Here is a 16218-nt window from a genome sequence, read left to right as displayed (position 1 = left end):
TCAAATGTCATTAACAACAGGGAGTGAAAAGATGTCCGACTATTTTGATCTTGAACGCATCATCCACGGCAAGCGACATGAAACCCCTTTCCAGTGGGGAGAATTAACCCAGATATGGCGTAACAGCAGCATCGCCTCAACGCTTGCTCATGAGTTCCCGACCGACGGGTTTAACTATCGTGAACGTAACGGCGGTTACTTCTATCGCCGCACCCTCATTCCTTTAGCCACCGGTAAAGTCAGCGACACCACGACGCTGTCCGACGCCTGGCAGGGAATGTGCAGCGAGCTGGTTTCTGACGCTTTTACTGGCGCCCTGTCTGCCTTCTGCGGCACGGACCTTTCCGAATTCAAAATGGAAGCGGTGGCCTTTCGCGGCGGCCGGGACACGCACTACCTTCCCCATGTCGATGCGTCGCTGACACGCGGTTTCCGCCTGATTATCTATTTCAACGGCGAATGGGAAGAAAGCTGGGGCGGTGCCTTTCAGATTCTCAACCCTGAGAATCATGCTGACGTTTGCCATTCCGTCCTCCCGATCATGGGCAACGCCAGCGTCATCATCCGCAACGGGTTTTATGAAACCTGGCATGCGGTTGTGCCGCTAACTGGCGTTTCCGTCAAGACCCGTAATGCGCTGAATATCACCTATTACGAACCCGGCACGACGAGTACAGCGCAGTGAAGAAGCTTATTTTCCTCTACGGGCCACCGGCGGTGGGAAAACTCACGATCGGTCGCCTGCTGGCGGAGAAAATGGGGGCAACGCTATTTCATAACCATCTGACGTATGACTTAGCGATGGCGGTGCTCCCGCCTGACAGTGCATTTAGCACGCTCAGGCGCTTCGCCTGTGAGTTAAGGCTCTATGCCATTTCGCTGCTTTTCGCAGAGGATGGGCGCGATCTGATCACGACCTTCTGCTATGAGGGAAGCAAAGACGACGGGTACATTGAGGCGATAAAGACACGGTGCGCGGAACATGGCGTTACGCCATTTTTCGTCCAACTCCGTAGCGACGAAATGCACCTGTTAAATCGGGTGGAAAACGCGGATCGACACCAGTTCGGTAAGGTAAATACGCAGGATAAGCTCAAAGCAATTCTGAGGAATTATGACTACGCTGACACGATCGATGCAGCCCATCATCGTTCACTGCACACCTCTGTGCTGGCACCTTACGAAGCAGCAGAACAGCTAATCGACTGGTTTTCTTCATATTGATGCAATAAAAAGCCCGTTGCCCCTGCACAGGGGCAACGGATATCACACTAATCTCGAATCTTGCGGTATACCCACAGCACGACAAGCGCGCCGACAACCGCCACCACAAAGCTGCCGAAGTTAAAGCCATCGACCCGGCCGAACCCAAAGAAAACGCTGATATAGCCGCCCACAACCGCACCGACAATCCCGAGCAACACCGTCAGGATAAAACCGCCGCCGTCTTTACCGGGCATAATCCACTTAGCCAAAATCCCCGCAATCAAGCCAAAAATAATCCAGGACAAAATACCCATACCTACTCCTCGCGTTTTCGTTTTCACCACACCCGACGTTGCCGCTCGTTGGCAAATCGGGCAGTTAAGCAAGTATAGGTGAGGATTGAGGAAGTGGGTGAATCGATATGGGTTTGTTAGGCACCTCGTAATCGTCTAAGATGGTTTGAAATAAACATCCACTAACGGTAAGTGTTATCCAAAAAAGTTTGAAATTGAAACGTCAAACAAGTTATTTAACATCATTTTGGGATATTAAAAAATCATGACAAATAAACACTTTTCATAAAAAACCTGAACATCACACAGTCAAAAAACCATTAGATTCAATCTAAAGGAATTAAGAAATGGAAGATAATGAAAAATACAAAAATGAAAAAGAAATTGAAAAAACATTAAATAAACTACTCAAGGAAGTAATAGAGAGTCCTATTTTAAACCCTCCTATAATCTCTAAAGAGGATCTCATTATGGACTTTGATGAACGATGTAATAAATTCAATGAATGCATAAATGAATCAATTAAAAACATAAAGAAAACGGGTACGAGCGTCAATTTTGAAAAACTCATCAAGAAGACCATTAGAATACAAAACTGCATACATGGCACACTTAGTAATTACTTATCCGGTGACATTAAAAGTGCCTACGATATTTTTGATGAGGTATTTTCAGATCAGTCAATAAAGTGGAATCTACATAAAATATGCGTCCCCCTAAATAATTTTAGTGATGAAAAAAAACCATTGTTCCGTGTTCGAAAAACCACACAAACAATAACAGAAAGAGATGACATATTTCATATTCCATTTTCTAAGAGGCACCTGGTAAATGCACAGCGTTACTCAGTGGCGGGTCTACCATGCCTATATTTAGGAACTTCTCTCTACGTTTGTTGGTTAGAGATGGGCAAGCCTGATTTTGATAAACTTTATATATCATCATTCCGTCCAAAAAATGATGGGTCTAAAATACTCAATTTAGCATCTGAATTTATGATATTACCTACAAAGGAAATTGATGATCCAGATAAAATATTTGATGTAAACAGAGAAAAAGCAAGCTATCTTATTTTTTGGCCTTTGATAATGGCATGTAATTACATCCGACAGAATCCAGATTCATCATTTATTCAAGAGTATATTATACCAAATATTTTAATGCAGTGGATAAGTCGAAAAACAAATTCATCCATCAAAGGTGTCGCATATTTTTCAACCAAAATGCCTAATTCGAGATCAAGTGCCAGATCAGTCAATGTCGTACTGCCACCGCAAGTCAAATACGAGCAAACCATTAAGTTTAAATACTGTCCAAACTTAGCAAACCTATTTGAGTTCACAGCCCCAATTTCGTGGCAAGTATTGAAAACGCTAGAATATCCTGATCCGTTCTCAAAAAACCCCGAACAAGCCAGAACGACACGTCATCTAGACCGCGCCGCTACAACAAATCGTAAGATTAAAAAATTTGATGATGACCTAGTCGAACTTTATCCACTGACAGACTTCTACAAATTAGAGGCCAGTATACGGGAACTATTTGAGCATCAAACAGTTACTAATCATGCTATAGATGGCAAAAAATAGCGACGGAAGATCAAAAAATTTCGGATCTTTGATTTAACCTAGCGTCAATTTCAAGAAGTAGTTATTACTCCTTCGCATACAAATACACCGAAGCCCGCGATACGCCTAGGTACTGTGCGATGGTTTCCATCGATTTTTTGACTTCCAGCAGGCCGCTGTCTTTCAGTTCCTGAAGCAGGATTTTTCTGTCCTGCGCTTTTAGCGCTCGTGGCGTGGTGGCAAGACGGGCAGCGAAGTGATCGATGTGTTGTCTGATGGCGGCCGCGCCGTTTGGTTCTAAATGCTCCGTTACGGAGTCCGACGCGAGCTGGGTGAACTGCGCCAGCGCATTTTGCATGCCGCGAAAGAGCGTCATGTCGACGTTCAGGCACAGCGCCGCGACGTATTCACCTTCCACATTTTTGATGCCGACCGAGGTGCTTTTTACCGGACGTCCGTCTGCAAACTGGTTAGCGTAGTTCGCCAGAATGTTAGGAAATTCGGGCGAGGCGATACGGGCAAGGCCCAGTTCCGTCGCGGGCGCACCCACCTCCCTGCCGGAGAGGTTATTGTGAATGGAAAGTATCGCGTGCTCTGGGTTCTTCAGATCGTGCACGACCACTTCACAGAATGGCGCGAACGTTTCGCTCAGCCCTTTCGCTATAGCCTCTAACTGCGTTAGCAGCAGACCTTCTCCAGATGCAGACATATTCCTCTCCCATTCCTCTACCCATGCTTGCGCAAGCGCGTTTTCTGGCGCTGAGTGTACTGTAAGTACACCTGATTTAGTACCACACACGATGTCGTCAGCGGTCGCTCCTGATTCCGTGACACGTACTCGTTCCGATTTTTTCAGCGGCACGCGATGCACCTCACGGTGGTCGAAAACCTAAAGATAAATCACATTAGACAATTTATCTAATTTTATATATTTTGTTTATCAGGTATTCGACAGTATCGGAACCAACGACTCCGGTATTCATAATCACTAACATCGGATTATCCAACTATGAGCGACTTACGCCTCCCTACTTACGACGATGTGGTAGCCGCAGCGGAACGTATTGATGGCTATGCCAATAAAACGCCGGTGATGACATCGCGCACGGTCAATGGCACATTCGGCGCAGAGGTTTTCTTCAAGTGTGAAAACCTCCAGCGCATGGGCGCATTTAAGTTTCGCGGCGCGATGAATGCGCTGTTCCAATTCTCAGACGAGCAGAAATCCGCTGGCGTCGTCACCTTCTCTTCTGGTAACCATGCGCAGGCAATTGCGCTGGCCGCCAAATTACTCGGCATTCCCGCAACGATTGTCATGCCGCACGATGCCCCAGCGGCAAAGGTCGCCGCAACACGTGGCTATGGCGGAAACGTGGTGGAATACAACCGATATACTGAAGATCGTGAGCAGATCGGTAACGATCTGGCAAAAAAACATGGTCTGACGCTCATTCCCCCTTACGACCACCCGCACGTTATTGCCGGGCAAGGCACCGCAACGAAAGAGTTGCTGGAAGAAACCGGTGAGTTGGACGTCCTGTTCGTCTGTCTGGGCGGCGGCGGATTGTTGGCGGGCTCAGCACTTTCCGCCCGTAAGCTGTCTCCACATTGCAAAATTTATGGCGTCGAACCTCTTGCAGGCAACGACGGGCAGCAATCTTTTCGCAGCGGCAATATCGTGCATATCGATACGCCCAACACCATCGCCGATGGCGCACAGACCCAGCATTTGGGCAACTATACCTTCCCTCTGATTCGTCAGAACGTCGACGATATTCTGACCGTGACGGATGACGATCTGATTGACACGATGCGGTTTTATGCCGAGCGCATGAAAATCGTCGTGGAGCCAACGGGGTGCCTCAGCTTCGCAGCGGCGCGTAACCTCAGGGAATCGCTACGCGGTAAACGCGTCGGCATTATTATCAGCGGCGGGAACGTCGATATCAGCCGCTACGGCGCATTTCTGACCGGCAATGCCTAAGGAAAAAACGATGATCTTTATTTCTGAAGCAGAGTCAGCGGCGCTTATCAGCCATGAGCTAGCTTATGATGCCGTTCGTGAAGCCCTGCTCGCCGCCAGCGAACCGGAAGCACGCAGTTTCCCCGTGGTGCACGGGCAAGGCTCCGATCCGGTCAACACCTTCAGCATCAAGGCCTCAGCAACCCATGAACTCGCAGGACTAAAAGTCGGTTCGTTCTGGCCGGGAAACCCCGCTAACGGGCTGCCCCGCCATAATTCCCTGATTTTGCTGTTCGAACAGCAAATCGGGAAAATAGCGGTCGCGATTGAAGCCGGAAAGGTGAACGCCTTTCGTACCGCCGCCGCCAACGCCGTTGCCGCCGATTTACTGGCAAGACCCGATGCCTCGGTTCTCGCCGTGTTCGGAACCGGTCATCAGGCCCGCTATGAGTGCGCCGCGCTGGCAAGAATACGGCCAATCCGTACCCTGCTGATTGTCGGGCGCGATAGCAGCAAATCCGCAGAGATGGCGCAAGAATTCAAGGCAGCCGGACTGGATGCGCACGTCAGCGATGCCGAAAGCGCGTGTCGCGCGGCGGATATCATCGTGACCGCAACGCCATCACGCACGCCGCTGTTTAACGCAGAGTGGGTTAACGCCGGAACGCACGTTGTCAGCATGGGATCGGATGCCGTCGGCAAGCAGGAACTGCCGCCAGAGCTGTTTACTGCAGGCCGCCTGTTTTGCGATCTGCCTTCCCAATCCCGAATGATTGGTGACTTCCAACATGCGCCAGCCCATGTGACGCTGACCGCCATCGGCGACGTGATTAGCGCAAGCGCAGCAGGACGACAAACGCCGGACGATATCACCGTGTTTGACAGCTCCGGTTTGTCCATTCAGGACTTATATATCGGCCAACGCATTCTTGCCGCCTGGCTGCAGGCTAAACAAAATGAAGGTGCATAATGAACAATATTGAATGGCTTAACGCGCTGGAAACGCCCTTTTTGCTGATTGATGAGTTCCGCTTTCAACGCAACATCGACAGGCTTTATCAGCGTACGGAAAAATTAGGCAGCCAGGTCCGGCCGCATCTCAAAACGCTACGCTCGATTGAAGCCGGTCGCTATCTGCTCAAAGACGCTGCGTCACCCGCGACGGTTTCGACGTTGGCAGAAGCGGAAGCCTTTGCCGCCGCAGGTTATACCAATCTGCTTTACGCCGTAGGGATCGCCCCGCACAAGCTGCCGCGTATCGCCAGCTTAATCCGCAAAGGCGTGAATATTCATATTCTGCTGGATAGTCCAGAACAGGCGCGCGCGGTGACGGATTATGCCCGCGCCAATGGCGTGACGTTTTCGGTCTTTATTGAGATCGACTGTGACGGGCATCGCGGCGGCATCCCACCGGAAAGCGACGCATTACTTGAGCTGGCACAGCAGATCGACGGCAACGTCGCGACGCTCACCGGCCTGCTGGCACACGCGGGAGAATCGTACGCCTGCCGCACAGACGAGGCGATCAGGGCGGCTGCACGCGCCGAGTGCAAAGCCATCAATATCGCCGGACAGCGAGTGCGCGCGCTGGGAATTGCCTGTCCCGTGCTCAGCGTCGGTGCCACGCCGACGGCGCACTTTGCCGAGGATTTAACAGGTATTACCGAAGTCAGAGCGGGCGTTTTCACCACGTTCGATCTGGTGATGAAAAATGTCGGGGTCTGTTCGCTGGATGATATCGCGCTGTCGGTCGTCAGCACTGTGATTGGACATAATCGTGAAAAAGGCTGGGTGTTTATCGATGCGGGCTGGATGGCACTTTCCCGCGATCGCGGTACGGCCTCTCAGGCAAAAGATTACGGTTACGGGCTGGTTTGCGATCTGTATGGCAGCCCTTACCACGACCTCTGCGTGACGATCACCAATCAGGAACACGGCATCATTGCGTTACCCGCTGACAGTGGACTTTCGGTCGATCATTTCCCCGTCGGCACGCGGTTGCGGATATTGCCTAACCACGCCTGCGCGACGGCCGCGATGCATCAGCACTATCAGGTGTTGACACGCACGAGCAGGAAATCTGGCAGCGCATTACCGGATGGTAATGCTCGGCTGACCGTAGTCGGCCACGCCGCCCGATCTGAACGCGTCGGGCGGTGATGTTAGGTTTTGCTCAGTGACTTAACACTTCTCTTTAGGCGCAGCGCCCCCGGCGTGACTCTCCAGCCCTCGCAGTAGCGCTGCAAGGTTAGCATCAAGAGAAGCCAGCACATCGGCAGGCAGTACAGAGAGCACCTGACGCTCGTTCTCAATGTGTGCCTCAACGGCACGATTAATCAGTTCAAGCCCTGTACCGGTGAGTTGCACAAGCGTACTGCGCGCATCCTGTGCGTTCTGCACACGTTCGATAAATCCTCGGGTTTCAAGGCGTTTGAGTCGATGAGTCATGGTGCCTGACGTCACCATCAGCGCGGAGAACAGTTCCGTCGGGCTAAGGCAATGTGGCGCACCTGCACGCCGCAGCGTAGCCAGCATATCAAACTCCCAACTGCTCAGTTCGAATCGAGAGAAACAGGCTTCCAGGCGCAGTTCGATGAACGCGGCACATCGTCTGAGGCGTCCAATCGGTCCCATGGGGCTGGCATCCAGATCGGGCCGTTCGCGCCGCCATTGTTCAAGGATGGCATCTACCGCGTCGTATTCGCGTTCGCTGGTTTGATTTTTCATTTATCTTGACTTCAAGGTAATTAATCAACACTATCATGATATCTTGAATTGAAGGTAAAGTCATGAACACTACATCCTCACCACACTATTGGCGTGACGTCCTACTCACGGCGCTGGCTCCCGCGATTTGGGGCTCGACCTACATCGTGACATCAGAAATCCTGCCTCCGGATCGCCCTTTTACGGCGGCGCTTATCCGCGTATTGCCTGCGGGTCTGCTGCTGCTCTTATTCACGCGCCGTTTTCCTGCACGACGAGACTGGTGGCGCGTGCTCGTGCTCAGCGCCCTGAATATCGGCGTCTTTCAAGCGCTGCTGTTCGTCGCGGCTTATCGCTTGCCTGGCGGACTGGCAGCAGTCCTTGGCGCGATCCAACCGCTGCTGGTGATGGTGTTGGTCTGGGCAGTGGATCATCGTGCGCCCAGACTGGCGACGCTGTGGTCGGCGATCGTCGGTGTGGCGGGCATGGCTATTTTGCTGCTGTCGCCGCAGACAACATTTGAGCCCGTGGGCATTGCCGCCGCGCTGCTGGGGGCGGTATGTATGGCGACCGGGGTCTGGTTAACACGTCGCTGGCAACTTGATTTGCCCGTACTGCCGCTTACCGGCTGGCAGCTCTTCCTCGGCGGATTGATGCTGGCACCCGTTGCATGGATCGCTGATGCGCCGCTGCCTGCTTTAACCCTGCCACAGTGGGCCGCCTATTCCTATCTCTGTCTTGCGGGTGCCGTGCTCGCTTATGGTCTCTGGTTTCGTGGCGTATCGCGCCTGCCAACGGTTGCCGTTGCCTCATTGGGGCTGCTGAGCCCACTGACCGCCGTGGTGCTAGGCTGGGCGTTGCTTTCACAGTCGATGACCGGGACGGCATTTCTGGGTTTGGCCATCGTATTAGCCAGCGTCTTCGCCGTGCAATGGACGACGGCGCGAGGTAAATAATCGACTGAGCTGCCGATGACGATCGTTGTTGGCGGGGAAAGATGAAAAGGAAGACGTTAAAACGGCGGCGTTATGATAACGCCGCCGTGTTTATCATACTTAGCGACGGTTACGTACTAACTGGTAGCGACGCGTCAGGTACTCGACCGGAGCGCTCCAGATGTGAACCAGACGGCAGAACGGGAACAGCACAAACAGCGTCAGCCCCAGCACGATGTGCAGCTTGAAGATCAGCGCGACACCCGCCAAATGCTCAGACGCCCCGCCCTGGAAGAACGCCACGCTTTGCGCCCAACCGACCAGCTTCAGCATTTCACTGCCGTCCATATGCTGTGCAGAGAACGGAATGGTCAGCAGCCCTAAACCAGCCTGAATCACCAGCAGAGACAGAATGAGAATGTCGCCAACGCTGGATGTGGCACGAATACGCGGGTTGGTCAGACGACGCTTTAACAACAGCACGCCACCGACAAACGTCAGCAGGCCTGCCGCACCACCGCCGAACATCGCCATTTTCTGTTTTACATCCATTGGCAGGAAGGCTTCGTACATCCAGTGCGGCGTCAACATACCGAGGAAGTGCCCGGCAAATACGCCCAGAATCCCCAGATGGAACAGGTTAGACGCCAGACGCATCCCTTTCTTATCCAACATTTGGCTCGAACCGGCACGCCAGCTGTACTGACCGTAGTCATAGCGCAGCCAGCTGCCAATCAGGAAAATAGCCATCGCCAGGTAAGGATAGATGTCAAAAAAGAACACATTGAAATAGTTCGTGAAAGCACTCATTAACGTTGCCCCCCCGCCGATGTAGCGTCAAGATTCAGATATTGCGGCACCACCGCGCCAGCGAAGCGGCGTTGGTGTTGCGTTTGTTGGGCCGATGCGCAGCCTTCTTCGCCGAGGAATTTAACCTGTTCCTCTTCCCACACGGCATCCAGCGCCTGCGGCGTGTCGTCGCGTGCTTCGTCAGCGACCTGATGTGTGACATCGTCACTTTTCAGATCACTGCCGGACAACGCCAACAGCAGATCGAACAGCACGGCATAGCTGCTGTCGCGCTGCTGCAAACGCGCACCAATCAACGCCAGAATCGGCGCGATGTCGAGTAAACCCGCGCGACCTTGCGCGGGTTCCAGGCGAGAAAGGTACTCAAGATACAGCGGCAGGTAGTCCGGCAGTTCACGGCAATCTAGTGCCAAACCGGCATCCTGATATTGCTGCATGAGATCGACCATCGCCTGACCACGGTCACGAGACTCACCGTGAACGTGTTCGAACAGCAGCAACGAGGTCGCCCGACCGCGGTCAAACAGGCCGCTATATTCTGCCTGTTTATCCAACAAATCCTGCGCGCACAACGTATTGATGAACTGCATGAGCTGATGACTCTCACGCAGCGGTAAAGCATCAGCCTGCTCTACCGCTTCGATCAACTCAGCCCGGTTTTCCCACAGCTCGCTATCGGGATAGTCCAGCAGGCGGGCAATAATCCGCAAGCTAATCATGGTTCGTCTCCCGCATGATTTTGCTGTTCATGTCGCGCGTTTTGTTGCTGACATCAATGGCATCAATACGCTTGCTGTTGAACAGGTTGAATTTGGTATCGCTGCCGTGGCAACCATCGCCAAAGCTGAAACCGCAGCCTTTGCTTTCCGGGAAAGCTTCACGCGCCAGTTCACGATGGCTTGATGGAATCACGAAACGATCTTCGTAGTTCGCAATCGCCAGATAGCGGTACATTTCCTGCGCCTGCGCTTCGGTCAGCCCAACCTGCTCCAGCGCGCTGGTATCGATTTTGCCTTCTACGGTTTCTGCACGTTTGTAGTGACGCATCGCCAGCATACGTTTCAGCGCCAGCAATACGGGCTCGGTATCCCCTGCTGTCAGCAGGTTCGCCAGATATTGCACTGGAATACGCAGACTTTCGACGTCCGGCAGTACGCCAGTGTGCGCCAATTGACCTGCATCCGCGGCAGACTGAATCGGTGACAACGGCGGCACGTACCAGACCATCGGCAGCGTGCGGTATTCTGGGTGCAGCGGCAGCGCCAGCTTCCAGTCCATCGCCATTTTGTACACCGGCGACTGCTGTGCCGCTTCAATGACGCTGTTTGGAATGCCGTCTTTCAGCGCTTGTTCAATGACTTTCGGGTCGTGCGGGTCAAGGAACACATCCAGTTGGCTCTGGTACAGATCTTTCTCATTTTCCACAGACGCCGCTTGCTCGATGCGGTCGGCATCATAGAGCAGCACGCCCAGATAGCGGATACGTCCAACACAGGTTTCTGAGCAGAGCGTCGGTTGACCACTTTCGATACGCGGGTAGCAGAAAATACATTTTTCTGATTTGCCGCTCTTCCAGTTGAAGTAGATTTTCTTGTACGGGCAACCGGTCAGGCACATACGCCAGCCGCGGCATTTGTCCTGATCGATCAGGACGATACCGTCTTCGCCACGTTTGTAGATCGCGCCGCTCGGACAGGTCGCCACACACGCCGGGTTCAGGCAGTGTTCGCACAGGCGCGGCAGATACATCATGAACGTGTTTTCGAACTGGCCGTACATCTCTTTCTGCATATGCTCAAAGTTCTTATCTTTGGAGCGCACGCTGAATTCACCACCCAGATCGTCTTCCCAGTTCGGGCCGTTCTCGATTTTCTTCATCCGCTGACCGGTAATCAGCGAGCGCGGACGCGCGACAGGCTGATGCTTGCCTTCCGGCGCTTTACGCAGGTTCTGATAGTCGTAGTCGAACGGCTCATAGTAATCGTCGATTTCCGGCACATCCGGGTTAGCGAAGATTTTGGACAACACGCTGATACGGTTACCCATACGCGGTTCGAGCTTACCGCTGATTTTACGGATCCAGCCGCCCTTCCATTTTTCCTGATCTTCCCAGGCATGGGGATAGCCCACGCCCGGTTTGGTTTCGACGTTGTTGAACCAGGCGTATTCCATCCCTTCACGGCTGGTCCAGACGTTTTTACAGCTAACGGAGCAGGTGTGACAGCCGATGCATTTGTCCAGATTCAGCACCATGCCCACTTGTGAACGAATTTTCATCAGGCTTTCTCCTGCTGTACCGCTTTTTGTACATAGTCCTGACCTTCATCATCCAGCCAGTCGATGCGTTTCATTTTACGAACTACGACGAACTCATCGCGGTTTGACCCAACGGTGCCGTAGTAGTTAAAGCCATAAGCCAGTTGGGCATAGCCGCCGATCATATGGGTCGGTTTCGGCGTGATACGGGTTACCGAGTTGTGAATACCGCCGCGCTGCTGGGTAATTTCCGACCCCGGCAGGTTAATAATGCGTTCCTGCGCGTGGTACATCATGGTCATTCCAGCCGGCACACGCTGGCTGACAACTGCACGCGCCGTCAGCGCACCGTTGGCGTTAAACGCTTCTACCCAGTCGTTATCCGCAATACCCAAATCGCGGGCATCGTCTTCGCTCAGCCAGATAATCGGGCCACCGCGACCCAGCGTCAGCATCAACAGGTTGTCGCTGTACGTGGAGTGAATACCCCATTTCTGGTGCGGCGTCAGGAAGTTCAGCGGTTTTTCCGGGTTGCCGTTAGGTTTCTTATTCATCACCGGCTCAGCCGCACGGGTGTCGACCGGCGGACGGTATACCAGCAGGCTTTCACCGAAGGCACGCATCCACTCATGGTCTTGATACAGCTGTTGGCGACCGGACAGCGTACGCCACGGAATCAGCTCATGAACGTTGGTATAACAGGCGTTATAGGAAACGTGTTCATCTTCCAAACCAGACCAGGTCGGGCTGGAGATAATCTTGCGCGGCTGCGCCTGAATATCGCGGAAGCGAATTTTTTCGTCTTCTTTATTCAGTGCCAGATGCGTGTGGTCACGACCGGTGAATCTGCTCAACGCTTCCCACGCCTTCACCGCTACCTGACCGTTGGTTTCCGGAGCCAGAGACAGAATCACTTCTGCCGCATCGATCGCCGTTTCAATCTTCGGACGACCCGCCGCCGCACCGTCAGCCTTGGTGTAGTTCAGTTTTTTCAGGAAATCGACTTCGGTCTGCGTGTTCCAGCCGATGCCTTTACCGCCGTTGCCCAGCTTGTCCATCAACGGACCGAGCGAGGTGAAACGTTCGTACAGGTTCGGATAATCGCGCTCCACCATCATCAGGTGCGGTGCAGTTTTGCCCGGAATCAGATCGCATTCGCCTTTTTTCCAGTCATCCACGCCGAACGGCTGCGCCATTTCCGCTGGGGAATCGTGTTGAATAGGCAAAGTAACCAGATCGGTTTCCTGACCAAGGTGTCCCTGACAGACGCGAGAGAAGGCTTTCGCGATGCCTTTGTAGATTTCCCAGTCGCTTTTGGAATCCCACGCCGGATCGACAGCCGCAGACAGCGGGTGAATAAACGGATGCATATCCGAGGTATTCATGTCGTCTTTTTCGTACCAGGTTGCCGTTGGCAGGACGATGTCGGAGTACAAGCAGGTGCTGGACATACGGAAATCAAGCGTCACCACCAGATCCAGTTTGCCTTCAACGCCCTGGTCACGCCATTCCACTTCTTCCGGCTTCACGCTGCCCGCAGTACCCAGATCTTGCCCTTGAATGCCGTGCTCCGTACCCAGCAGGTACTTCAGCATGTATTCGTGGCCTTTACCGGAGGAACCCAGCAGGTTAGAACGCCAGATGAACAGGTTGCGCGGGTAGTTTTGCTCACTATCCGGCTGTTCAGCGGCAAATTTGATTTCGCCTGATTTCAACGCGGCAACGGTATAGTCCTGCGGCGTGACACCGGCGGCACGCGCTTTCTCCGCGATATCCAGCGGGTTAACGTTCAGCTGCGGTGCAGACGGCAGCCAGCCCATACGCTCGGCGCGCACGTTGAAGTCAATCATGCTGCCGGTAAAGCGGGATTTATCTGCCAGTGGTGACAGCAGTTCCTGCGGCGCGACGGTTTCATAACGCCACTGGCTGGAATGGTTATAGAAGAACGACGTACTGTTCATGTGACGAGGCGGACGCTGCCAGTCCAGACCAAACGCCAGCGGCGTCCAACCGGTTTGCGGACGCAGTTTTTCTTGTCCGACGTAGTGCGCCCAACCGCCACCGCTCTGACCAACACAGCCGCAGAAAATCAGCATGTTGATGATGCCGCGGTAGTTCATGTCCATGTGGTACCAGTGGTTGATACCGGCACCGACGATGACCATCGAACGACCGTGCGTTTTATCGGCGTTATCCGCGAATTCACGCGCAATACGGATGATGTTCTGACGAGAAACGCCAGTAATCTTCTCGGCCCAGGCTGGGCTGTACGCTTTCACATCGTCATAATCACGTGCGCAGTTGTCGTCGCCCAGACCGCGATCCAGACCGTAGTTCGCCATCGTCAGGTCATACACGCAGGCAACCAGCGCTTCGCTACCGTCAGCCAGCGTCAGGCGCTTAACCGGCAGTTTGTGCAGCAGGATTTCTTCTAGCGCAACGTTGTTGAAATGTTCGCTGACCGCGCCGCCAAAATACGGGAAGCCGACATCAACCACATCGTCATGCGAGCCCAGCAGGCTCAAGCGCAGCTTCACTTCTTCGCCGCTCACGCCGTCGCGCTGTTCCAGATTCCATTTGCCCTGATCGCCCCAACGGTAGCCGATCGACCCTTGCGGAGCCGTCAGATTGCCGCTTTCATCGTCAATCGCGATGGTTTTCCACTGCGGGTTGTTGTCCTGGCCAAGGTTATCCACCAGATCGGAAGCACGCAGCATACGACCCGCCGCGTAGTAACCGTCTTCACGCGGCTCCAGCAGCACTAGCATCGGTAAGTCCGTGTATTGACGAACGTACTCGCTGAAATACTGGCTCGGTTTGTCGAGGTGGAACTCTTTCAGAATCACGTGGCCCATTGCCAACGCCATCGCGCTGTCGGTACCTTGTTTCGGGTTCAGCCAGTGGTCGCACAGCTTGGCGATTTCAGCGTAATCCGGCGTGACCGCAACGGTTTTGGTGCCTTTGTAGCGAACTTCCGTAAAGAAGTGGGCATCCGGCGTACGGGTTTGCGGAACGTTAGAGCCCCAGGCAATGATGTAAGAGGAGTTATACCAGTCGGCAGACTCCGGTACGTCAGTCTGCTCACCCCAGGTCATGGGTGACGCCGGTGGCAAGTCACAGTACCAGTCGTAGAAGCTCAGGCACACGCCGCCGAGCAGAGAAAGATAACGGGCACCCGCTGCGTAGGACACCATCGACATCGCAGGAATCGGTGAGAAACCGATCACGCGGTCTGGGCCGAAGGTCTTGGTGGTGTAAACGTTAGAGGCAGCGATCAGTTCGTTGACTTCATTCCAGTCAGAACGAACGAAGCCACCACGGCCACGAATTTGTTTGTAGTATTTGGTTTTTTCGGGGTCATTGACGATAGACGCCCAGGCATCAACCGGATCGCTGTGCGTCAGTTTCGCTTCACGCCACAGTTTCAGCAGGCGCTTACGCATCATCGGGTATTTCAGGCGGTTGGCGCTGTAGAGATACCAGGAGTAGCTGGCACCGCGCGGGCAGCCGCGAGGTTCATGGTTAGGCAGGTCCGGGCGGGTGCGCGGGTAGTCAGTCTGCTGCGTTTCCCACGTCACCAGACCGTTTTTCACATAAATCTTCCAGCTACATGAACCGGTACAGTTTACCCCGTGGGTAGAACGCACGATTTTGTCATGCTGCCAGCGACTGCGATAGCCGTCTTCCCAGTCACGATTGGTATTGAGGGTCTGGCCATGCCCATCGGAAAACGGTTCGGCCAGTTGTTTGAAGTAACGTAACCGGTCAAGGAATTTGCTCATCCGGACTCTCCTGCTGCGAAGCCTGCTGGCCCCTGTCGTTATGAAATGCTCGTAGCAGACATCTGTTTTTGCTTACGACACATCGCTCAAGTTGGCGCTAGGGTATCCAGCAACCGCGTTGTCAAACTTGATAACGATCAAGAGTGTCACCCTGTGAAAAACGGAGTATATCGCTAACTACCACCAAAGAATTATTACAGAGAAAACATATAATTAATTGATTTTAAAAGATAAAAATAAAACCATTCGTTTTGTGCTTATACTGAATTCATACACACGACTATTTAGAGGTAGTAGTCGGAAAGCGACGAAAAATCGTACAAATTCAGTAAAGGGGGTAGCTGGATGCAGCGCGAAAAAAACGCCTCTCCGAAAAGGAGGAGGCGTCGTAGTCACATTTTATGTTTTATGCAGATATTGCGAATGTTTCGTGCGCGACAACACTGTCATTTTCATGCTACTTCGTAGCACGCGCCCGACTCGGGGCGGCTCAAGCGCCGCTCGCCCCGAGACCCCAGGCTTCCGGCTAAATTATGCCGCTGCGGCGGTCCCATCGGTGTTCATGAGCACTATTCGAGCCGCCAGTGACGCGTTCCAAACGCGGCACTGACTTTCGCGGCGTCCATGCCGCTCACTCGGTGCTCATGCCCACCGCTGCATAATTTTTACGCCGGAAAAACAGAAACAGAGAATATTCTG

Annotated in this window: 13 protein-coding genes and 1 pseudogene; 7 read left to right on the top strand and 7 right to left on the bottom strand. The window is 53.3% G+C overall.

Going from position 1 to position 16218, the window contains the following annotated elements:
- Window positions 1–31: 31 nt before the first annotated feature.
- Complete coding sequence (locus tag ACIPUG_RS01000) at window positions 32–685, top strand: 2OG-Fe(II) oxygenase (protein WP_400336935.1); 654 nt, start codon at window positions 32–34, stop codon at window positions 683–685.
- A complete protein-coding gene (locus ACIPUG_RS00995; protein WP_400336933.1) occupies window positions 682–1224 on the top strand; it encodes an AAA family ATPase in 543 nt (180 codons plus the stop codon). The genes ACIPUG_RS01000 and ACIPUG_RS00995 overlap by 4 nt, the downstream gene beginning before the upstream one ends.
- Window positions 1225–1271: 47 nt before the next feature.
- Here ACIPUG_RS00995 and ACIPUG_RS00990 read toward each other — a convergent pair whose 3' ends face one another.
- Complete coding sequence (locus ACIPUG_RS00990; protein WP_014915585.1) at window positions 1272–1520, bottom strand: GlsB/YeaQ/YmgE family stress response membrane protein; 249 nt, start codon at window positions 1518–1520, stop codon at window positions 1272–1274.
- 326 nt (window positions 1521–1846) lie between these two features.
- On the opposite strand from ACIPUG_RS00990, the gene ACIPUG_RS00985 reads away from it, so the two are divergent.
- Entirely contained in the window at window positions 1847–3088 is a 1242-nt protein-coding gene (locus tag ACIPUG_RS00985; RefSeq protein WP_104209284.1) for a hypothetical protein, read from the top strand.
- Between the two features lie 64 nt (window positions 3089–3152).
- On the opposite strand, the gene ACIPUG_RS00980 is transcribed toward ACIPUG_RS00985, so the two are convergent.
- Window positions 3153–3776 (bottom strand): transcriptional regulator, encoded by a 624-nt coding sequence (locus ACIPUG_RS00980; RefSeq protein ID WP_400336931.1) that lies wholly within the window; start codon window positions 3774–3776, stop codon window positions 3153–3155.
- Window positions 3777–4076: 300 nt separating this feature from the next.
- Here ACIPUG_RS00980 and ACIPUG_RS00975 point away from each other — a divergent pair, with 300 nt between their 5' ends.
- The 3 genes and pseudogenes from ACIPUG_RS00975 (at window position 4077) to ACIPUG_RS00965 (ending at window position 7135) form a co-directional block, all read left to right on the top strand.
- The gene (locus ACIPUG_RS00975; RefSeq protein WP_400336929.1) at window positions 4077–5051 is read left to right on the top strand and encodes a threo-3-hydroxy-L-aspartate ammonia-lyase; all 975 of its coding nucleotides are present in this window, start codon (window positions 4077–4079) and stop codon (window positions 5049–5051) included.
- 10 nt (window positions 5052–5061) lie between these two features.
- Entirely contained in the window at window positions 5062–6000 is a 939-nt protein-coding gene (locus tag ACIPUG_RS00970) for an ornithine cyclodeaminase family protein (protein WP_400336927.1), read from the top strand.
- Window positions 6000–7135, top strand: a pseudogene (locus ACIPUG_RS00965) (DSD1 family PLP-dependent enzyme). Before ACIPUG_RS00970 ends, ACIPUG_RS00965 begins: the two are co-directional and overlap by 1 nt.
- Before the next feature lie 76 nt (window positions 7136–7211).
- Here the strand turns inward: ACIPUG_RS00965 and ACIPUG_RS00960 are convergent.
- On the bottom strand, window positions 7212–7757 hold the full coding sequence (locus ACIPUG_RS00960; protein WP_400336925.1) for a MarR family winged helix-turn-helix transcriptional regulator: 546 nt from the start codon (window positions 7755–7757) through the stop codon (window positions 7212–7214).
- A 62-nt stretch (window positions 7758–7819) separates the two neighbouring features.
- Here ACIPUG_RS00960 and ACIPUG_RS00955 point away from each other — a divergent pair, with 62 nt between their 5' ends.
- Window positions 7820–8692, top strand: a complete 873-nt coding sequence (locus ACIPUG_RS00955) for an EamA family transporter (protein WP_039519804.1) — start codon at window positions 7820–7822, stop codon at window positions 8690–8692.
- Window positions 8693–8791: 99 nt separating this feature from the next.
- On the opposite strand, the gene narI is transcribed toward ACIPUG_RS00955, so the two are convergent.
- The 4 genes from narI to ACIPUG_RS00935 are packed head-to-tail and all read right to left on the bottom strand — an operon-like array spanning window position 8792 to window position 15519.
- Entirely contained in the window at window positions 8792–9481 is a 690-nt protein-coding gene (gene narI / locus ACIPUG_RS00950; RefSeq protein ID WP_119872247.1) for a respiratory nitrate reductase subunit gamma, read from the bottom strand.
- Entirely contained in the window at window positions 9481–10200 is a 720-nt protein-coding gene (gene narJ, locus ACIPUG_RS00945) for a nitrate reductase molybdenum cofactor assembly chaperone (RefSeq protein ID WP_014915595.1), read from the bottom strand. Before narJ ends, narI begins: the two co-directional genes overlap by 1 nt.
- Window positions 10193–11758, bottom strand: coding sequence for a nitrate reductase subunit beta (gene narH / locus ACIPUG_RS00940; RefSeq protein ID WP_010276902.1), 1566 nt, complete (start codon window positions 11756–11758; stop codon window positions 10193–10195). Before narH ends, narJ begins: the two co-directional genes overlap by 8 nt.
- Window positions 11758–15519 (bottom strand): nitrate reductase subunit alpha, encoded by a 3762-nt coding sequence (locus ACIPUG_RS00935; RefSeq protein ID WP_400336922.1) that lies wholly within the window; start codon window positions 15517–15519, stop codon window positions 11758–11760. The genes narH and ACIPUG_RS00935 overlap by 1 nt, the downstream gene beginning before the upstream one ends.
- Between the last annotated feature and the right edge of the window lie 699 nt (window positions 15520–16218).

The organism is Pectobacterium sp. CHL-2024, assembly GCF_044751765.1.
In the GTDB taxonomy this organism is placed as follows: domain Bacteria; phylum Pseudomonadota; class Gammaproteobacteria; order Enterobacterales; family Enterobacteriaceae; genus Pectobacterium; species Pectobacterium brasiliense.
The sequence above is the reverse complement of the archived record's forward strand: the minus strand, read 5'-3'. Positions and strand labels throughout refer to the sequence as shown.